The sequence below is a fragment of the Helicobacter pylori genome (assembly GCF_003638305.1).
Lineage (GTDB): Bacteria > Campylobacterota > Campylobacteria > Campylobacterales > Helicobacteraceae > Helicobacter > Helicobacter pylori_DJ.
The window spans coordinates 35,285-54,400 of sequence record NZ_MVYP01000004.1 but is presented as its reverse complement, the minus strand read 5'-3'; the positions used below and the strand labels follow the sequence as shown (position 1 = coordinate 54,400).

Genomic DNA, 19,116 nt, shown 5'->3' with positions numbered 1-19,116 from the left:
GACTGATTTTACCCCTACAAAACTTGAGAGGATTTTTCTAAAACATGCGAGAGTAAACACGCTTGGACACTCAAACTCTATAAAGTCCCCATTACATGGATACAGAGCGAGAAACAAACCCCCCCAACTTTAATTCCTTCAACCATTAAAGGATTGCATCATTGAATGGTGCATGCTTTCATGTTTTTGATTATCCCCTAGCGCCAATTATAGATATAAGGCCTTAAGCTAATGCAATAATCTCTAGTGCTTAATATATCCTTACGCATATCCCCTAATTGCCCAGACAACACTTCTTGCACTTTTCTTAAATTGTTAATCTCAGTGTTTTGCGTGCTGATGATTTTTTTTAAATCCCTTATCTCTTCAATCAAATCCGCATTACTGATCGCTTTATTGGCTTGTTCTGGATCTGCGCTTAAAAAAGCCAACGCTACACACCAACTCACAACGATTTTTTTCATCACCACTCTCCTTTTTTATCCTCTCCCAACACTCAGTCATAGCCAAAAGGGATCACCCCTTTTAATGAAAACAAAACTAGAGCCTGAAATTCTCCATTAAGTTAAAGTTCATGTAGCGATAGATCTTGTCTTTTTGGCTCTCTAGCTTTTCGCTCACTAAATTCATGTATTCTTCTTTAGTGGGGATTCTCCCTAGTAAAGCGCACGCCGCCCCAAGCTCCGCGCTGCCTAAATACACTTTAGCCCCTCTGCCCATGCGATTATCAAAATTGCGCGTGGAAGTGGAAAAGACGACCGCATTATCCCTAACCCTCGCTTGATTGCCCATGCACAAGCTACAGCCTGGGACTTCAGTCCTTGCCCCGGCAGCCCCAAAAATCGCATAATAGCCCTCATTAATCAGCTCTTGTTCGTCCATTTTACTGGGTGGCACTACCCAAAGGCGTGCTTGACTGGGAGGAGCGTTTTTAACGATTTCACCAAAGGCTCTGAAATGCCCGATATTCGTCATGCAAGAGCCAATAAACACTTCATCAATAGCGTGGGGTCTTTTGCCGGTCGTATCCGCTAAAACTTCGCTCAAAGTAGCGACATCATCAGGGTCATTAGGGCAAGCCAAAATAGGCTCCGTGATTTCTGCCACATCAATTTCAATGACAGCGGCGTATTGGGCGTTACTATCTGGCTCTAACAATACCGGCTTATCCACCCAAGCTTGCATCGCATCTCTGCGCTTTTTCAAAGTCTCTTTGTCTTCATAACCGCTCGCAATCATCTCATCAATGAGCTTGATATTGGATTTCAAGTATTCAATCATCGGTTCTTTATTCAAACGCACCACGCAAGCGGCCGCACTCCTTTCTGCGCTCGCATCGCTTAATTCAAAAGCCTGCTCCATTTTAATATCAGGCAAGCCTTCAATTTCTAAAATACGCCCATTAAAGACATTGATTTTACCCTTTTTCTCCACCGTGAGTAACCCTTTTTTAATGGCATAATAAGGGATCGCATTCACTAAATCCCTTAAGGTGATCCCAGGATTCATTTCCCCTTTAAAACGCACCAACACGGATTCTGGCATGTTCAATGGCATCGTTCCTGTAACCGCTGCAAAAGCGACTAATCCACTCCCTGCCGGGAAACTAATGCCTAAAGGGAAACGAGTGTGGCTATCCCCCCCTGTGCCCAAAGTGTCAGGCAATCCCATGCGATTCAGCCATGTATGGATCACGCCATCGCCCGGATGCAACGCCACACCGCCTCTTTGAGTGATGAAGCCAGGCAAGGTTGCATGCAAACTCACATCGCTAGGTTTTGGGTAAGCGGCGGTATGGCAAAAACTCTGCAACACAAAAGGCGCATCAAATTTCAAACTCGCTAATTCTTTAACCTCATCTCTAGTCATTGCCCCTGTGGTGTCTTGACTGCCCACGGTGGTAACCTTTGGCTCACAATAAGCGCCAGGTAAGATCCCTTTTACCCCACAAGCATGGCCTACAATTTTTTGGGCTAAAGTGTAGCCTTTAGCGTCGCTTTTAGGAGCGGATGGTTTTTTGAACGCTTCAGATTCGCCTAGCCCTAAGAATTTACGCGCCTTATTAGTCAAACCCCTACCGATGATTAAAGGGATACGCCCAAAAGCCCTAACTTCATCTAACAAAGTTTCAGGCTCTAGTTTAAAGGTGCTAACCACCTTATCGTTTAGCGTGATTTCGCCTTTATAAGGATAGATTTTAATCAAATCGCCCTCTTTTAAATCCTTAACATCAGCCACAATAGGTAACGCCCCACTATCTTCACAAGTCGCAAAGAAAATCGGAGCGATCACCCCTCCAATCACAATGCCCCCACTCCTTTTATTAGGCACAAAAGGAATGTCCTTACCAAAATGCCACATGATAGAGTTTGTCGCGCTTTTTCTAGAGCTTCCTGTGCCAACCACATCGCCCACATACGCCACAAGAACGCCTTTAGTTTTAATGGCTTCAATGCGTTGTTCGTAATTTTCAATCCGGTTTTTTAGCATGGCTTTGGCGTGTAAAGGAATATCGCTTCGCGTGAAAGCATCGCTCGCTGGGCTTAAGTCATCGGTATTGGTTTCGCCATCAATCTTAAACACGCACGCTTCAATGCATTCATTCAAAGGCTCTTTATTCAAAAACCATTCGGCGTTCGCCCAAGACTCTAGCACTTCTTTAGCCAGAGCGTTAGTTTTGCTCATTGTAGCGATTTTATCAAACGATCCATAGACTAAAAGGGTGGTTTTTAAAGCTTTCGCGCTCTCTTTAGCGATGCTTTTGTCTTGGCTTTCTAAGCCCACAATCAAAGGCTCTACATTATACCCCCCAAGCATCGTGCCTAAAAGAGTGGTCGCTTCTAAAGCGCTAATGTGCGCGCATTCTAGTTTTTTTTGAGACAATTGGGCTAAAAATTCCGCTTTGACTTTCGCCCCCTCATCAACCCCAGGGCTTACCCTGTGAATGAGTAATTCTTTAGCGAAAGAGGCGTTTGTGGGATCTTTCATCAAAATCTCAACGACGGCTTGAACTTGTTTAGCGTTTAAAGGGAGTGGCGGAATACCCTCACTTTCTCTTTCTAAAACGCTTTTTTTGTAATCTTCTAAAAAATCTTTCATCATTTCTCCTTTATTAAATAGCATTATTTGCTAATGCCCTAGTCATTTGCCCCATGATAACAAAACTCTTTTTACTTTTAGTTAAGTTGTAAGAAACTTTAGCTACCATGCGATGCAAAAAAGGATTTTAAGTGCGTTTTGGTAAAATTGATTATTTAAACATGCTCCCTTTTGATGTGTTTATCAAATCCTACCCCACCCCTTGTTATTTCAAACAATTCTTACGGCTTAAAAAAACCTACCCCTCCAAACTTAATGAGAGTTTTTTATTCAGGCGCATTGATGCGGGGTTTATTTCTTCTATTGCTGGCTATTCATTCGCTCTTTGTTCTTATTCTTTAGGCATTGTTGCTTATAAGGAGGTTTTAAGCGTGCTGGTTGTGGATGCAAAAAACGCTTTTGATAAAGAAAGTGCTTCTTCAAACGCTCTCTCTAAAGTGTTAGGGTTAAAGGGCGAAGTTTTAATCGGCAATAAAGCGCTGCAATTTTACTATTCCAACCCTAAAAAAGATTTTATAGATTTAGCCGCTCTGTGGTATGAAAAAAAACGCTTGCCGTTTGTTTTTGGGCGTTTGTGTTATTATCAAAACAAGGATTTTTACAAGCGTTTGTCTTTAGCTTTCAAACACAAAAAAACAAAAATCCCTTACTACATCCTTAAAGAAGCCGCTTTAAAAACCAACTTGAAACGCCAAGACATTCTAAACTACTTGCAAAAAATTTACTACACTTTAGGCAAAAAAGAGCAATTAGGCCTTAAAGCGTTCTATCGTGAATTGTTATTCAAACGCATCCAAAAACCCAAGCGTTTTTAGCGATTCGCTGAGAATGTAGGCTTAAAATTTAGAAAGGGTGTTTTTAAGCAAGATTAGGTTACAATCAAAAGTTTTATTAATGGATTAAGAAGGGATCATGCAAGCAAAGATAAAAAACAAGCGGGTTTTGGTGAAATTTTCTGGGGAAGCGTTAGCTGGGGACAACCAGTTTGGGATTGACATCCATGTATTAGATCACATCGCTAAAGAGATCAGAAGTTTAGTGGAAAACGATATTGAAGTGGGTATTGTGATTGGTGGAGGCAATATCATTAGGGGGGTTAGCGCGGCTCAAGGGGGGATTATCAGGCGCACCAGTGGGGATTATATGGGCATGTTAGCCACCGTGATTAATGCGGTAGCCATGCAAGAAGCTTTAGAGCATATCGGCTTAGACACAAGGGTGCAGAGCGCGATTGAAATCAAAGAAATTTGTGAAAGTTACATTTACAGAAAAGCGATTAGGCATTTAGAAAAGGGTAGGGTGGTGATTTTTGGCGCAGGCACGGGAAACCCGTTTTTCACTACGGATACGGCTGCCACTTTAAGAGCGATTGAAATCGGATCGGATCTAATCATTAAAGCGACTAAAGTGGATGGCATTTATGACAAAGACCCTAACAAATTCAAAGACGCTAAAAAATTGGACACTTTAAGCTATAACGATGCATTGATAGGGGATATTGAAGTGATGGACGATACCGCTATTTCTTTAGCTAAAGACAATAAGCTCCCCATTGTGGTGTGTAACATGTTCAAAAAAGGGAATTTGTTGCAAGTGATTAAGCACCAACAAGGCGTGTTTTCTATGGTAAAATAAGCCCTTTAAAATTGGATAGAACTCAAAATAAAAGGATTAGTTTGAAAAAAGAGAGAACAGAGAGTTTAGTCGCTCAAGCCTTAAAAAATATTGGGAACGACCGCTACATGCTAGATAATTTAGTTTTCGCTCGTGTGAAGCAATTAAACGCCGGAGCCAAAACTTTAGTGAATATGGACCCTAAACGCCATAAATTAGTGGATATTGCCATTAGAGAAATCGCTGAAGGGAAAATTGATATAGACAGGATAGATGAACGAAATTGATAAATCCGTTGATATCGGATTCTTACGGATTCTGGATGTTATCAAAAAAGTTACGACCCCAAAGGGTGGCATTGAAATCTTAAGGACTTTAATTGATTTCACGCCCAAGATTGAAAACGCCCTAAATTTAGCGACCAAGAGCCATAAGGGGCAATACAGAAAAAGCGGCGAGCCTTATATCGTCCATCCTATTTGCGTGGCGAGCGTGGTGGCGTTTTGTGGGGGCGATGAAGCGATGGTGTGCGCTGCGCTTTTGCATGATGTGGTAGAAGACACGCCTTGTGAGATTGAAACGATTGAGCGAGAATTCGGGCAAGATGTGGCTAATTTAGTGGATGCGCTCACTAAAATCACTGAAATCAGGAAAGAAGAATTAGGCGTGAGCTCTCAAGATCCCAGAATGGTGGTTTCAGCGCTCACTTTTAGAAAGATCCTAATCAGTGCGATACAAGATCCAAGAGCCTTAGTGGTAAAAATTAGCGACAGGTTGCACAACATGCTCACCTTAGACGCCTTGCCTCATGACAAGCAAGTGCGTATTTCTAAAGAAACTCTAGCGGTGTATGCCCCCATAGCGAGCCGATTGGGCATGTCTTCAATCAAAAATGAATTAGAAGACAAAAGCTTTTATTATATTTATCCAGAAGAGTATAAAAATATCAAGGAATATTTGCACAAAAACAAGCAGTCTTTACTCTTAAAACTCAACGCTTTTGCGAGCAAGTTAGAAAAAAAGCTTTTTGACAGCGGGTTTAGCCATTCGGATTTTAAACTCGTTACAAGGGTGAAGCGCCCTTATTCTATCCATCTTAAGATGCAACGGAAAGGTGCGGTCAATATTGATGAAATTTTGGACTTGTTGGCCATTAGGATTTTATTGAAAAACCCGATTGATTGCTATAAAGTTTTAGGGATCATCCATTTGAATTTCAAGCCCATTGTTTCTCGTTTTAAAGATTACATCGCTTTGCCCAAAGAAAATGGCTATAAGACGATACACACGACGATTTTTGATGAATCTTCTGTTTATGAAGTGCAGATCCGCACCTTTGATATGCACATGGGGGCGGAGTATGGTAATTCAGCCCACTGGAAGTATAAAGCCGGGGGCGTGGATCATGAAGAACATCATGAGGGCATGCGGTGGTTGCAAAATTTTAAATACCATGACAGCGATCTAAAAAACGACCCTAAGGAATTTTACGAACTCGCTAAGAACGATTTGTATCGTGAAGATATTGTCGTTTTTTCGCCCCATGGGGACACTTACACTTTACCGGTGGGCGCGATCGCTTTAGATTTCGCTTACATGGTGCATAGCGATTTGGGCGATAAAGCCACGGACGCTTATATCAATAGTAAAAAAGCCTTACTCAATCAAGAATTAAGGAGTGGGGATGTGGTTAAAATCATTAAAGGCGATAAAGTAATACCTCGTTTCATTTGGATGGATCAGCTTAAAACTTCTAAGGCTAAAAATCATTTGCGCATCCAAAGAAGAAACCGCTTGAAAGAAATTGACACTAAGAGCATGATCAATATCTTAGCGACTTTTTTTGGGCGCTCTGTTTTTGAAGATGCGGATTTGAAAGATTATAAAAACTTTGAAGAAAAATTAACAGATTGTGGGGTGGAGACCACCTTAACAGAAGCGATGAAAAGCTTTGAAAATTTAGCCAAGCTCACTGAAGAGATTGAAAATAAGGTGTTTTCTTTAAAAGAAGACGCGATTTTAGAATACCAGGAGATGAGTTTATGGACTCGAGGTTTGAGGTATTTGGGTTTTAAAACCAATGTTTTGAATTTTTTAACCCCCAACCGGCAATGGCAGTGTAAGGAATTGGAGCATTTTAGCGTTTGTTCAAGTAACGCTTTAGAAATCAAACAGGTGTTGTTGAATGATTGTTGTTATCCTAAATACGGCGATGAAATCATTGCGATTGTAACGGATTTAAAAGATCCAAAGGCGGTTGCACACCATAAATTTTGCAAAAAAGCGATAGCGGAAGTGGATGCTAAAGCGCCTATGGTTTATATAGAATGGCACAAGCGGGATCGAACGATTTATAAAATGATGTTTTATTTAGGCGAAAAAAAGTCGGTTTTAGCGGGTTTATTGACTTTTTTAAACAGGAATGAATGCAATATTGTGGGCGTGTCTTATTTGGGCTATAAAGACAAATATTCTAGCCATTGCGAAGTGAGTTTTGAAATAGCCACGGATAAGGCGGATTGGATCAGAGCCTTAATCAATCGCAAATATCAGGATAGGATTGTAGAATTATCCAGTCTGGATGACGCTTATGAGTCATAATAAGCCCTAATTAAGGAATAAACATGGAACAAAAAGTCAGTATCGCCTTAAAAGAGATCAAAAGAGGCGCTAATGAAATCATTGGATTAGAATACATTGAAAAGTTGGTTAGAAAATATTATGAAACCAATGAACGCTTTATCGTTAAAGCCGGGTTTGATCCTACCGCTCCCGATTTGCATTTAGGGCATACGGTATTGATCCAAAAATTAGCTTTATTGCAGCAATATGGGGCTAGAGTTAAGTTTTTGATTGGGGATTTTACCGCTATGATAGGCGATCCCACAGGTAAAAATGAAACGAGGAAGCCCTTAAACCGGGAGCAAGTCTTAGAAAACGCTAAAACTTATGAAGAGCAAATCTATAAAATTTTAGATCAAAAACACACCGAAGTGTGCTTTAATTCCGCTTGGTTGGATACTTTAGGTGCAAAGGGCATGATAGAATTGTGCGCGAAGTTTTCAGTCGCTAGAATGCTAGAAAGGGACGATTTTGCTAAACGCTATAAAGAAAACCGCCCCATTAGCATCGTGGAATTTTTATACCCTTTATTGCAAGGCTATGATTCAGTAGCGATGGATGCGGATATTGAGCTTGGGGGCAACGATCAAAAGTTTAATTTGTTGGTGGGGCGTTTTTTGCAACGAGCTTATGGCTTGAATAAAGAGCAGTCTGTCATCACCATGCCTTTATTAGAGGGGCTTGATGGGGTGCAAAAAATGAGTAAAAGCTTGGGGAATTATGTGGGGATCACTGAAGAGCCTAATGCGATGTTTGGGAAGATCATGAGCGTGAGCGATGATCTCATGTGGCGCTACTACATTCTTTTGAGCGCTAAGACTTTAGAAGAAATTGAAGACTTAAAACATGGTATTTTAAACCAAACCCTGCACCCTAAAGCCGTTAAAGAGGATCTCGCTAGTGAAATCGTGGCTCGTTATTACGACAATGATCAAGCATTCAAGGCTAAAGAGCAATTTTCTAAAGTGTTTAGTGCAAACCTTTTGCCTGAAATTTTATCAGAGAGCGATTTTGATGAAGGGGTGGGGATTTTAGATGTTTTAAAACAGATTGGCTTTTGCCCATCCACTTCACAAGCCAGGCGCGATATTCAAGGGGGAGGGGTAAAGATTAATCAAGAAGTGGTAAAAGATGAGAGTTATCGTTTTGTTAAAGGAAATTATGTTATACAGCTTGGTAAGAAAAGATTTATGAAATTAAATATTAACTAATATTAAGGAAAGAGCTATGGTATCAACACTCAAACCGCTAAAAATCGGTAAGCACACCATAAAATTCCCTATCTTTCAAGGGGGCATGGGTGTGGGGATTAGCTGGGATGAACTAGCTGGAAATGTTGCCAAAGAAGGGGCTTTAGGAGTGATTTCAGCCGTAGGGACTGGTTATTATAAAAACATGCGTTTTGTAGAAAGGATTGTGGCTAAAAAACCCTTTGAAGCGTTGAATTTTTACTCCAAAAAAGCGTTGAATGAGATTTTTGCAAACGCTAGGAAGATTTGTGGGAACAACCCTTTGGGGGCGAATATTTTATACGCTATCAATGACTATGGCCGTGTTTTAAGGGATTCTTGTGAAGCGGGGGCGAACATTATTATTACAGGGGCTGGTTTGCCCACTAACATGCCTGAATTCGCTAAGGATTTTAGCGATGTGGCGCTCATCCCTATCATTTCTTCAGCGAAGGCTTTAAAAATCCTTTGTAAAAGATGGAGCGATCGCTATAAAAGAATCCCGGACGCATTCATTGTAGAGGGGCCTTTGAGTGGGGGGCATCAGGGCTTTAAATACGAAGATTGTTTCAAAGAAGAATTCCAATTAGAAAACTTAGTGCCTAAAGTCGTGGAAGCTTCTAAAGAATGGGGGAATATCCCTATCATCGCTGCGGGGGGGATTTGGGATAGGAAAGATATAGACACCATGTTAAGCCTTGGAGCGAGTGGGGTGCAAATGGCGACTCGTTTTTTAGGCACGAAAGAATGCGACGCTAAAGCGTATGCCGATCTTTTGCCCACGCTCAAAAAAGAAGATATTTTACTCATCAAATCGCCTGTAGGCTATCCGGCTAGGGCTATTAATACGGGGGTGATCAAACGCATTGAAGAGGGTAACGCGCCTAAAATCGCATGCGTGAGCAATTGTGTAGCGCCTTGTAACAGGGGTGAAGAGGCTAAAAAGGTGGGCTATTGTATCGCTGATGGTTTGGGGCGCAGTTATTTAGGGAACAGAGAAGAGGGGCTTTATTTTACCGGGGCTAATGGCTATAGAGTGGATAAGATTATCAGCGTGCATGAATTGATCAAAGAGCTTACAGAGGGTTAATTTGTAGTGCTTGTGAGGTTAGGGGTTGTTGCATGTCTTTTTTGGTTGCATTTTGCTTATGCTACAACCCTTAAAATTACTAACATTGTGCCTTTTGGATCTAGCAGCGTTAAAATGGTATTCAATCAAGAAATTAAAAAATTCAAAGAAGTTCCGCTCAAAAATTTTAAGAGTTATTTGGAATTAGAAGCGATTCTAACCATTCCTAAAAAGCATTACCAATTCTCCAAGCAATCTTTTATCACGATCGCACAATTCAGCCCTAAATTAGCACGAGTGGTTATCGGCTATGCTCCTAAAATGACTTATGAAGTCAAAATCCTTAAAGACAAGCTCTATGTTTCTATCGTGGAGAAAAAGCCCTTAATCAGGCATCAAATGACGCCCAAACCACCCAAACACCATGCACTCAAACACACAACGCCAAAACCCACCCCTAAGCCCATTAAAAAAGAGGCTAAAAAGTCTAAAGAGACCAAAGAAAAAACGCCAATTAAGCATGCACATTCAAAACATGTGCACTCTCCATTGAACGAAATGAGTGCTAAAAAAGAAATTCCTAAAAAAGAAGCGGAAAATGAGAGTAAGAACCCAATTTTTATAGCAGAAAAAAATGACGCTTTCATCAAAACCAAGCGCAAAAAACACAAAAAGATCGTTTTAGACGCTGGGCATGGGGGGAAAGATTGCGGGGCGATGAGCGCGAATTTGGTGTGTGAAAAGGACATTGTTTTAGAAGTGGTGAAGTTTTTACACAAAGAGCTTAAAAAAAGAGGCTATAGCGTTTTATTGACAAGGGATAAGGATATTTATATTGATTTAGTGGCTCGCACGGAATTAGCCAATAAAAAAAGCGCGGATTTATTCATCTCAGTGCATGCCAATTCCATCCCCAAGCGCTCCACTTCTAACGCTCATGGCATAGAGACTTATTTTTTATCCACCGCAAGGAGTGAAAGGGCTAGGAAAGTGGCTGAGCAAGAAAATAAAGACGATGTGAATTTGATGGATTATTTTTCTAAAAGTTTGCTTTTAAATTCATTGAACACGCAGCGATTGATTGTCTCTAACAAACTAGCGATTGATGTGCAATACGGCATGCTCCAAAGTGTCCGCAAAAATTACCCTGATGTGGTGGATGGGGGTGTTAGGGAGGGGCCTTTTTGGGTGTTAGCCGGGGCTTTAATGCCTTCAATTTTAATAGAAATTGGTTATAATTCCCATGCGATAGAATCTAAACGCATCCAAAGCAAACCGTATCAAAAGATCTTGGCTAAGGGCATTGCTGATGGCATTGATAGTTTCTTCAGCAAGAATGATTAGGCAATGAAATGATTAGGTTGTAGATGAATTTTTATCAAAAAATATACACGCATAAAGTCGTTTTTTCTTCATTGTTTTTTTTGTTGTTTCTGTTCAATGTGGAAACTTTGTTGTTTTCGCATTTTAGCGATGATTTTTCCCAATTGTTTTTTTTATTTGAAAACCATGTTTATGATTTCATTGTCAAATTAGATTACTTAGGGCTAATAGGCGTTTCTTTGATTTATTTGCTTGTGCTTATTCTAAAGCCTTTCACTCTCACGCGCCAAAAATGCGCTTGCGTAGGGATCTTATGCCTTTCTTTCTACGCTTGGAATTTTCCTGTTAAAAATTCTTCAATAGTGCTTTATCTTTTCTATTTTGCGCTGTTAGCGACTTTATTGTGGCGTTTTTTAGGGGCTAGCATGAAGCAATCTTTCTTGCCCTCTATGGATATTTGCATCGTGTGGGTTTTTGCTTCTTCTTTACAGAGTTTTAGATTTTTAAGCGTGTCTGATTGCGTGGATTTTTCCCTTTTTACACTCGCTCTTGTTTTATTGATACTGGTTTTAATCTATCACAAACGCCTTTTTGGGCTGTATGAATACGCTAACACGCTTATTTTGATCGTGGGGCTTAGCGTGGTGGTGCTGTGTTCTAGCATGTTCATTCAAACTAAAGAATATTATGGCATGCGGTTGGGTTTTTACTTTTTAGGCTTGTTGGGGTGGCTTTTAGAATACATCCATAACACTTTAAGGCGTTTGGAGCATAAGATTTAAAGGCTTGGCTCTCATTCAATAGGGATTGTTAAAGCTTTTTGATTGATGTCTTTGATTGAGTATCCTTGATTGAGTGTCTTTTTGGGGCTTAAAAGCGGTTTTACAAAAATCTTAAAGAGGTTTGATGATCTTTTGTTTTTGGCGTTCTTGCTCTAATTTAGCCACTTGAGCGAAGACAATCGCTACCGCTTCAAACAATTCTTCTGGTATGGTAGCGTTTAATTTCACATCTCTATAAAGCTCTCTAGCGAGCGTTTTATTTTCTATAATTTCTATATCATGCTCTCTAGCGATTCCCTTAATCCTAATGGCTAAATAATCCGTGCCTTTAGCCACCACCACAGGCACAGGGTGTTCTTCATCAAATTTGAGAGCGACGGCATAATGGGTAGGGTTAGTTACCACAACATTAGCTTTAGGGATTTCTTGCATCATTTTATTTGTGGCGTTTTTTACCATCATCTGGCGGATTTTGGCTTTGATTTCTGGGTTTCCTTCTTGCTGTTTGTATTCGTCCTTAACTTCTTGTTTAGTCATTTTTAAAGAGTTAGTGTATTGGCGGCGCTTGATCACTAAATCCACAAAAGCCAAGACAAAAAATAAAAACAAAAGCGAAGAAATGAGTAATAACGCCTTGCTTTTAAACCACAACAACTGGCCTTGTAAATTCAAAAGAGCCGCATGGTTTAATTCCCCTAAAAATAAGGAAAAGATGAAAAACCCCAGAAAAAAAGCTAAAAAAACTTTTAAAGTGATCAAACTCCCATCAAGGAGCTTTTTTAAAGAAAAAAGGTTTTTGACGCCATTGATAGGGTTGATTTTAGAAAATTTAGGCTCAATGACTTTAGGGGCAAAGAGCCAACCAAATTGCAAGACATTGGATAAAAACGCCACCACCATTAAAATGATTAAAAGGGGTAAAAGCAATAAAAAAGTGTCTTTAGCCAGCTGGTTAAACAGCTCTTGAACGCTTTCTTTACTAAAATCTAGGGAAAAATCTTTCAATACATGGCGATACATTTCGCTAAAGCCATCCACCCACCATATAAAAAAAATAAAAATACTCATCAGCCCAGCCAATAACCCTAAAACCCCCACCACTTCCATGCTCTTAGGCACATTGCCTTCTTCTCTGGCTTTTTGGATTTTTTTCGCGCTAGGGAGTTCGGTTTTTTCTTCTTCAGCCATTTGATCCCTCTTTTAAAATTTGAACGGCTAATTCATAGTCTTTTAGGGTGTTGAGGTTTAAAAACTCTTCTTCTTTATCAAAATGGATAGCGGTTGAAGAGGCATTTTTCACAAGATCGCTCAAGCGATAATTTTGCGTTTTAAGAGCGTAATTAAGGGCGTTAAGGGTGCTTTTGTGCCACAAAGAAATCAAATAATGCTCTTTTGTAGGGCTTTTAGCATAGACTACGCTAAAGTTTTTAATTTCACAAAGAACCTTGATGCTTTCAAAGGACACTAAAGGCGCATCTATGGCGATAAAAAAAATATAAGGGGTTTGCAGCGTTAAAAAAGCGTTATGAATGCCAAAAAGGGGTGAGAAAAGACCGCTCTCTCTTTCTAAAAGATAGGGAGCGTTTAACTCGTAAGATTTTTTCGCGCTGATAATGACTTGTTTGAAAAGTTTTAAAAGGCGCGAGTATTGGTATTCTAAAAGGCTAGAATACGATTTTAAAGGCATGAGAGCCTTATTGATTTGAACGCCATTAATGATGAAACGAGAGCTTTTGCCTCCAGCTAATAAAACGCAAGGAATGTTATCAATGATAGGGTTTTTCAAAAGATCTATCCATTTTGATGTTGTTAAGTCATTGTTTTATTATGTTACACTAAAAGCTTAAATAAAGGGCATAAGGGATAAAGGGAGTGTTAGTAGATAATTTTAATAGGGTTATTGATTATATTAGAGTTTCTGTAACCAAACAATGTAATTTCAGGTGTCAGTATTGCATGCCTGCTACGCCATTAAATTTTTTTGATGATGAAGAATTATTGCCTTTGGATAATGTTTTAGAATTTCTTAAAATCGCCATTGATGAGGGCGTTAAAAAAATTAGAATCACGGGTGGGGAGCCATTGTTACGCAAGGGTTTAGACGAGTTTATCGCTAAGCTACACGCTTACAATAAGGAAGTGGCGTTAGTTTTAAGCACTAATGGTTTTTTACTCAAAAAAATGGTTAAGGATTTAAAAAATGCCGGGTTATCACGGGTGAATGTTTCATTAGATTCTTTAAAAAGCGATAGGGTTTTAAAAATCTCTCAAAAAGACGCTCTTAAAAACACGCTAGAAGGGATTGAAGAGTCCTTGAAGGTGGGTTTAAAACTCAAATTAAACACGGTTGTGATGAAAGGCGTTAATGATGATGAAATCTTAGAGCTTTTAGAATACGCAAAAAACAGAAGCATACAAATCCGCTACATTGAATTTATGGAAAATACGCATGCTAAGGATTTGGTTAAAGGCTTGAAAGAGGAAGAAATTTTAGATTTGATCGCTCAAAAATATAAGATTATGGGCATGGAAAAACCTAAAAAAGGGTCTTCTAAAATCTACACGCTAGAAAATGGCTATCAATTTGGCATTATCGCTCCGCATAGCGATGATTTTTGCCAATCTTGCAATCGTATCCGCTTGGCTTCTGATGGCAAGATTTGCCCATGTTTATACTATCAAGACGCCATAGACGCTAAAGAAGCGATCATAAATAAAGATACAAAAATGATGAAAAGGCTTTTAAAGCAATCTATCATCAATAAACCAGAAAAAAACATGTGGAATGATAAAAACAGCAAAACTCCCACAAGGGCGTTTTACTACACAGGGGGGTAGGGGAAAATATTTATTATTTTAAATCTTTTTATAAAAATAAGGCGGTTTGTTTAGGATTTTTGGTTATAGTGGCTAGATCAAACAACAAGGAGGTCTTTATGGAAAAATTCCTAGCGTTTTTTATTCCCGGCTTTTTTAGTTTCCGGTCTTTCTGGGGGGGGGGGTTACTTATGAGCTTACCCTAAACCTTTTAAAATCCCCAAAATCTCTCGCTTTTTTTAAATCTCACCTATTAACACCGCTAAAGAGAGGGTAATTCATGTTAGAAAACATGCAAGATATTCCGTTACAAAGCTCTCATGAAGCAGGGATGCATGCTTTAGAGCTTGAATTCTTGAATTTTCTTGTTTCATTAAAGAGTATCTATGAATGTCAAAAAAAAAAGAAAAGACTACAAAGAAGCGTTCAAGTGCACCATTAAGACTACTTTAAAGAATGGGGTGCATAGTTATGGTATTGCATTTGGGGGCTCGTTGTTAGGGGATATGATACAAAATAACCCTAACAAATTCATCCAAAGCGTTGGTAATAGTTCAGTGCCTACGATGATTGTAGGGGGTAGTGTGGTAAATTGCAAGGTTTTAATTGATTATTTTCGTGGAAAGCGTAGAGAGATTGATAGGGTGGAGTGTTTGGAGAAACTTGGGAGAGAAAACATTACTTTTTTAAGCGGTATAGCTATGGGGAGCATTGGTCAATTAGCGATCCCCATTCCTGTGGTTGGGGCGTTGATTGGGGGCTTTGTGGGTGCAGCGTTGAGCGAAACTTGTTTTAACGCTTTTCTAAAGGCTCGTGAAGAGGCTAAATTGGCACGCCAAAGGCGTATTGAGATTGAAAAAGAATGCCGTGAGATCATCAAGCTGCTAGAGGCGTATCAAAATCAATTTAAGGAGGTGTTTAAGCAATATTTTCATGGGAATGTAAAATTCTTTAATGAGAATTTTAATAATCTTGAGAGGGCGCTTTATGCAGGCGATGCGGATTTGGCCATAGGAGTCAATGATAATATTCAAGAAAGACTAGGTCAAAAGCCCTTGTTTAATAATACCCAAGAATTTTGGGAATTAATTACCAGTAATAAAGACATAAGAATGTAAAGGAGAAAACATGGAAAAAAATGATAGATATGAAATTGTAACCAATGTGATAGAGTCATTGGAAAATGGTGGTTCTTTCAATCAAAGAGATCGTGAGAAATTCATGCAAGCCGCTAGAACGCTTGGGATTGAAGACAGCGTTATTGAATAAATGATTGATATTTATCAAACGCTTCATTTTGCTTATCTCCATGAAGATCTGATTGGTGCAAGCGATTTGCCAAGAGAACAAAAGAAAGCCGTGTTATCTGAGCTTCAAAAAAGCATTGATGAAAATCTAAAAGCTTTAGAAAATATCAAAAATAACATTTAAGGAGAAAACATGCCATTACCATTCATTTTAGGAGGATTAGCCCTAGCGGCAGCAGGATATGGGTTTAAAAAAAGTATTGATACTGCTGATGAAATTAATATAGTTATCAAAAAAGCCAACGATTTAAAAGAGGAAGCAAAAAGAAAAGTTGATAATGTGCAGTCTAGTCGCAATCAAGCTTTAGTGAGATTGGGTAAGAAAAAACTCCATGTCCAAAGTTATAGCATGTCAAGTTTTGTGAAAGAGTTCAATCAATTGAAAGGTCGTGAGTTTGTCGTCAAAGTTGCCGACATGCAAGATCTCTCAAATGCACAAAATTTATTTAGCCAACTTAATACCAATGGTATGACTGATGAGAGTATTATAGAGAAAATGCTTATAGGCTATGGTAGCTTAGGGGCTTCTAGTTTTACTGCTGGTGCTGTGTTGGGTGGAGGGCTCGCTGCGAGTGGTCTTGCAGGTATGGCAGTGCTTGGAGGGCTTGTTGCCGGGCCTACACTCGCTATTTTTGGGGCTATTAGCACTGATGAAATGGAAAAAAAGCGAGACGATGCCAAGGCTTATTACTCTCAAGTTGAAGTAGCTGTCAAAAAAGCGGATGTGGTGATTGATGATCTTAGATCCGTTGAGAAAATGGCAGATCTTTTCACCAGGCAGATCACAAAGTTTGACGCACTGTTTTTCTCGCTTTCTCAAGAGGCCATCGCCACGATGAAAAAGCATCACTACGATACCTCTCGTTACAATCAAAAAGAAAAAGATCAACTCAGCGTTACCGTTTCAACCCTTATGACTTTGAGCACTTTTTTGAAAGTGCCTATCATGGACGAACACCAAAAGCTCACTGAAAAAGCAAAAAACGCACTCATTCTCATGCGAGATCAGACGGATAGCTTAGAAAATGGGAATTATAGCTTGCGTGGTATCAGATTTAGGCAAGCACGGCTTGAAGATCTAAAAGACGATAAGACTTCTTAGGACTATAGAGCTTTAAAAGAGGAAAAAAGGGCGTGAAATAGAGGGTATAAAGAAGCGAACATGGAAGAATCAAAAAAGCAAGCAACTCCTAATCGTTTCCCTTGCACCTCTTGTGGGCTTTGCTGTAAAAATATCGCTGGGATTATTGAGCTTATTGGGTTTGATGTTGGCAATGGGGTGTGCAAGTTTTTGGATTTGGAAACGAATCTGTGCAAGATTTATGAATCACACCCGTTAATTTGCAGGGTTGATGAAGCGCACAAAAAGCTTTATTCTTATATCCCGCTGAAGGAATTTTATGCCAAAAATGCAGAGATTTGTAACGCCTTGCAAGAAGCAAACCATATGGATATAAGTTTTAGGGTTATTCTTGCGAAATAACATAGTTTTTAGAAATTTAGCTAACGATCGCTATGGCTCGCAAAAATGTCTGATTACAGTCAAAAAGAATGAGTTGGGTTATATTTTAAAATTAGTTAAAAATGAGAGAATAAAGCTAAATTAACCATTTTACCCCCCCAATTTTGAGCCAAAAATTAAGCGAATTACCCCTTATGAAAATGCTAAAAAGCGTTTTTTATAATCTAATAAAAGAGCTTGAAAAAAACAAGCGGTAGATTTTAAAAAAGCGGTCTTTTGGGGTTAGTGGGGTTAGGGGTTTTTAGTTTATTGTTCCACAAACACCGCATCAACCAAGTCTTCTATGAAGCGTTCTTCATCAAAAGTGATCAAATCGTCTTCTTTTTCGCCCATTCCTAAATAAAGAATGGGTAATTTCAACTCATACAGCACGCTTAAAATCGCCCCGCCTTTAGAAGTGCCATCAAGCTTAGTCATGATCACGCCGTCTAACGCCAGAGTCTCATGGAAAATCTTCGCTTGCGTTAGCCCAGAACTCCCTTGCGTGCCGTCTAAAATAAGGAATTTATAAAAGGGGGCGTCTTTTAAAACTTTAGAGCAGGTGCGCGCGATTTTAGAAAGCTCGTTTTTGAGATTGGTTTGGTTGTGCAACCTCCCGGCGGTGTCTATAAAAACTTCATCTATATTTTTAGCGATCGCGCTTTCTATGGTGTTATAAGCTAGAGAGCTTGGATCGCTCCCTTCTTTAGCGCTAATGACTTGAACGTTAAGCTTTTCGCCCCATAATTGGAGCTGTTTGACTGCGGCCGCTCTAAAGGTATCGCCGGCTCCAAGAAGCGTTTTTTTATGCTGTTTTAAAGAGAGTTTGGCTAATTTAGCGATCGTTGTGGTTTTACCCGCCCCATTAACCCCCACGATGAGATGCACTAAGGGTTTTGTGGTGATAGTTTTTAGGCGGGTTTTATCATAATAGCTTTCCCCACGCACAAAACGCAACAAAGCGACTTCTAATTGCTTGGGCGTAACTAAATCGCCTAAATGCTTTAACAAGCTCTCTATCAAATCGTATTGGATGTCAAAGCCAATCAAAATTTCTTCTAATTCCTCTTTAGGGATATTTTCACGCTTTTTTTCTTTCTCTTCGCCCTTAATCTTATTGACAATTTTTTTGAAAAAATTAAACATAATTTTTAATCCTTTAGGTTAGAAATATCAAATTGGAGCATTTCTATTGGCACGATCCCCTGATACATTTTGATCAATTGGTGCTTGTGGTATAAGAGCATGTTAAAAGAATGGTTTAAAGCGTCATACTTTAAATGATCAAAAAGAGCGGTATCTTTAGGGTTTAAAATCATCAAATCAGCTTGAGAATGCACGCTAAAATCTTTGATTGCATCGCTTGAATAGGGTTGATTGAGTAAAATAAGCACCCTCAAACGATCTTTAAAAGTTTTTTTTAAGATGTTAAAGGTGGGGGCGTAATCTTTTAAAAAATCATCTAAAGCGCTTAAAATTAATAGGGTAGGGGCGTTAGAATCCGGGCTGATGTTTAGGGAATCTAAATCGCCCATAATCGTGTATTCTTGGTTATTCAAATCCATAGCGGTGTAGGTTTTAGGGCTATCTTGTTGGGTGGTATTGTTTTGAGAATCTTGAGGTTTTTGGGAATTTTTACAAGCGCTAAAACCCAACAAAACGATAAAAACCAGCACGATAAAACGCAAAAAATAAGCCTTAATTCTCATTATAAACACATCCTTAAGAATAATAAAATGGTAACTAATAACCT

The 19,116-nt window shown here is 39.3% G+C and carries 18 protein-coding genes and 1 pseudogene; 13 read left to right on the top strand and 6 right to left on the bottom strand.

Features of this window, described 5'->3' with window-relative positions; genetic code table 11:
* Positions 1-197: 197 nt before the first annotated feature.
* Entirely contained in the window at positions 198-464 is a 267-nt protein-coding gene (locus tag EAL04_RS02680) for a hypothetical protein (protein WP_162982466.1), read from the bottom strand.
* A 76-nt stretch (positions 465-540) separates the two neighbouring features.
* On the bottom strand, positions 541-3,099 hold the full coding sequence (gene acnB, locus EAL04_RS02675; RefSeq protein ID WP_162982465.1) for a bifunctional aconitate hydratase 2/2-methylisocitrate dehydratase: 2,559 nt from the start codon (positions 3,097-3,099) through the stop codon (positions 541-543).
* A gap of 131 nt (positions 3,100-3,230) precedes the next feature.
* On the opposite strand from acnB, the gene EAL04_RS02670 reads away from it, so the two are divergent.
* From EAL04_RS02670 to EAL04_RS02635, 8 genes are all read left to right on the top strand, one after another.
* Positions 3,231-3,914 carry an MqnA/MqnD/SBP family protein gene (locus EAL04_RS02670; protein ID WP_120973105.1) on the top strand — a complete coding sequence of 228 codons (684 nt, stop codon included), beginning with the start codon at positions 3,231-3,233 and terminating at the stop codon, positions 3,912-3,914.
* A 97-nt stretch (positions 3,915-4,011) separates the two neighbouring features.
* On the top strand, positions 4,012-4,734 hold the full coding sequence (pyrH, locus tag EAL04_RS02665) for a UMP kinase (RefSeq protein WP_001148063.1): 723 nt from the start codon (positions 4,012-4,014) through the stop codon (positions 4,732-4,734).
* A 41-nt stretch (positions 4,735-4,775) separates the two neighbouring features.
* Entirely contained in the window at positions 4,776-5,000 is a 225-nt protein-coding gene (locus tag EAL04_RS02660; protein WP_000712202.1) for a DNA-directed RNA polymerase subunit omega, read from the top strand.
* A complete protein-coding gene (locus EAL04_RS02655) occupies positions 4,987-7,314 on the top strand; it encodes a RelA/SpoT family protein (RefSeq protein WP_120973103.1) in 2,328 nt (775 codons plus the stop codon). Before EAL04_RS02660 ends, EAL04_RS02655 begins: the two co-directional genes overlap by 14 nt.
* Positions 7,315-7,337: 23 nt before the next feature.
* Entirely contained in the window at positions 7,338-8,546 is a 1,209-nt protein-coding gene (tyrS, locus tag EAL04_RS02650; RefSeq protein WP_120973101.1) for a tyrosine--tRNA ligase, read from the top strand.
* Positions 8,547-8,562: 16 nt separating this feature from the next.
* Positions 8,563-9,654: a decanoate oxidase/trans-2-decenoyl-[acyl-carrier protein] isomerase FabX gene (gene fabX, locus EAL04_RS02645; RefSeq protein WP_000255241.1), complete on the top strand. Its 1,092-nt coding sequence runs from the start codon at positions 8,563-8,565 to the stop codon at positions 9,652-9,654.
* A gap of 6 nt (positions 9,655-9,660) precedes the next feature.
* Positions 9,661-10,977, top strand: coding sequence for an N-acetylmuramoyl-L-alanine amidase family protein (locus EAL04_RS02640; RefSeq protein WP_120973099.1), 1,317 nt, complete (start codon positions 9,661-9,663; stop codon positions 10,975-10,977).
* Positions 10,978-11,000: 23 nt separating this feature from the next.
* Complete coding sequence (locus EAL04_RS02635) at positions 11,001-11,738, top strand: hypothetical protein (protein ID WP_120973097.1); 738 nt, start codon at positions 11,001-11,003, stop codon at positions 11,736-11,738.
* A 111-nt stretch (positions 11,739-11,849) separates the two neighbouring features.
* On the opposite strand, the gene flhB is transcribed toward EAL04_RS02635, so the two are convergent.
* Both flhB and mobA read right to left on the bottom strand, forming a co-directional pair.
* Positions 11,850-12,926 (bottom strand): flagellar biosynthesis protein FlhB, encoded by a 1,077-nt coding sequence (gene flhB / locus EAL04_RS02630; protein ID WP_120973095.1) that lies wholly within the window; start codon positions 12,924-12,926, stop codon positions 11,850-11,852.
* The gene (gene mobA / locus EAL04_RS02625) at positions 12,919-13,524 is read right to left on the bottom strand and encodes a molybdenum cofactor guanylyltransferase MobA (RefSeq protein ID WP_120973093.1); all 606 of its coding nucleotides are present in this window, start codon (positions 13,522-13,524) and stop codon (positions 12,919-12,921) included. The genes flhB and mobA overlap by 8 nt, the downstream gene beginning before the upstream one ends.
* 86 nt (positions 13,525-13,610) lie before the next feature.
* On the opposite strand from mobA, the gene moaA reads away from it, so the two are divergent.
* The 5 genes and pseudogenes from moaA (at position 13,611) to EAL04_RS02595 (ending at position 17,345) form a co-directional block, all read left to right on the top strand.
* Entirely contained in the window at positions 13,611-14,576 is a 966-nt protein-coding gene (gene moaA, locus EAL04_RS02620) for a GTP 3',8-cyclase MoaA (protein WP_120973091.1), read from the top strand.
* 365 nt (positions 14,577-14,941) lie between these two features.
* Positions 14,942-15,673, top strand: coding sequence for a hypothetical protein (locus EAL04_RS02610; protein ID WP_240454666.1), 732 nt, complete (start codon positions 14,942-14,944; stop codon positions 15,671-15,673).
* Between the two features lie 10 nt (positions 15,674-15,683).
* Positions 15,684-15,986: pseudogene (locus EAL04_RS02605) on the top strand (hypothetical protein).
* A gap of 9 nt (positions 15,987-15,995) precedes the next feature.
* Positions 15,996-16,964 carry a ferredoxin reductase domain-containing protein gene (locus EAL04_RS02600; RefSeq protein WP_120973089.1) on the top strand — a complete coding sequence of 323 codons (969 nt, stop codon included), beginning with the start codon at positions 15,996-15,998 and terminating at the stop codon, positions 16,962-16,964.
* A gap of 60 nt (positions 16,965-17,024) precedes the next feature.
* Positions 17,025-17,345 carry a YkgJ family cysteine cluster protein gene (locus EAL04_RS02595; protein WP_120973087.1) on the top strand — a complete coding sequence of 107 codons (321 nt, stop codon included), beginning with the start codon at positions 17,025-17,027 and terminating at the stop codon, positions 17,343-17,345.
* 285 nt (positions 17,346-17,630) lie between these two features.
* On the opposite strand, the gene ftsY is transcribed toward EAL04_RS02595, so the two are convergent.
* Positions 17,631-18,509 (bottom strand): signal recognition particle-docking protein FtsY, encoded by an 879-nt coding sequence (gene ftsY / locus EAL04_RS02590; protein WP_120973085.1) that lies wholly within the window; start codon positions 18,507-18,509, stop codon positions 17,631-17,633.
* 5 nt (positions 18,510-18,514) lie between these two features.
* Entirely contained in the window at positions 18,515-19,072 is a 558-nt protein-coding gene (locus tag EAL04_RS02585) for a hypothetical protein (protein ID WP_120973082.1), read from the bottom strand.
* Between the last annotated feature and the right edge of the window lie 44 nt (positions 19,073-19,116).

Bases quoted from the DNA above. Each gene is read 5' to 3' on its own strand.
- EAL04_RS02680 (WP_162982466.1), bottom strand. From the start codon at position 464: ATGAAAAAAATCGTTGTGAGTTGGTGTGTAGCGTTGGCTTTTTTAAGC.
- acnB (WP_162982465.1), bottom strand. From the start codon at position 3,099: ATGAAAGATTTTTTAGAAGATTACAAAAAAAGCGTTTTAGAAAGAGAA.
- pyrH (WP_001148063.1), top strand. From the start codon at position 4,012: ATGCAAGCAAAGATAAAAAACAAGCGGGTTTTGGTGAAATTTTCTGGG.
- EAL04_RS02655 (WP_120973103.1), top strand. From the start codon at position 4,987: ATGAACGAAATTGATAAATCCGTTGATATCGGATTCTTACGGATTCTG.
- tyrS (WP_120973101.1), top strand. From the start codon at position 7,338: ATGGAACAAAAAGTCAGTATCGCCTTAAAAGAGATCAAAAGAGGCGCT.
- fabX (WP_000255241.1), top strand. From the start codon at position 8,563: ATGGTATCAACACTCAAACCGCTAAAAATCGGTAAGCACACCATAAAA.
- EAL04_RS02635 (WP_120973097.1), top strand. From the start codon at position 11,001: ATGAATTTTTATCAAAAAATATACACGCATAAAGTCGTTTTTTCTTCA.
- flhB (WP_120973095.1), bottom strand. From the start codon at position 12,926: ATGGCTGAAGAAGAAAAAACCGAACTCCCTAGCGCGAAAAAAATCCAA.
- EAL04_RS02610 (WP_240454666.1), top strand. From the start codon at position 14,942: ATGAATGTCAAAAAAAAAAGAAAAGACTACAAAGAAGCGTTCAAGTGC.
- EAL04_RS02600 (WP_120973089.1), top strand. From the start codon at position 15,996: ATGCCATTACCATTCATTTTAGGAGGATTAGCCCTAGCGGCAGCAGGA.
- EAL04_RS02595 (WP_120973087.1), top strand. From the start codon at position 17,025: ATGGAAGAATCAAAAAAGCAAGCAACTCCTAATCGTTTCCCTTGCACC.
- ftsY (WP_120973085.1), bottom strand. From the start codon at position 18,509: ATGTTTAATTTTTTCAAAAAAATTGTCAATAAGATTAAGGGCGAAGAG.
- EAL04_RS02585 (WP_120973082.1), bottom strand. From the start codon at position 19,072: ATGAGAATTAAGGCTTATTTTTTGCGTTTTATCGTGCTGGTTTTTATC.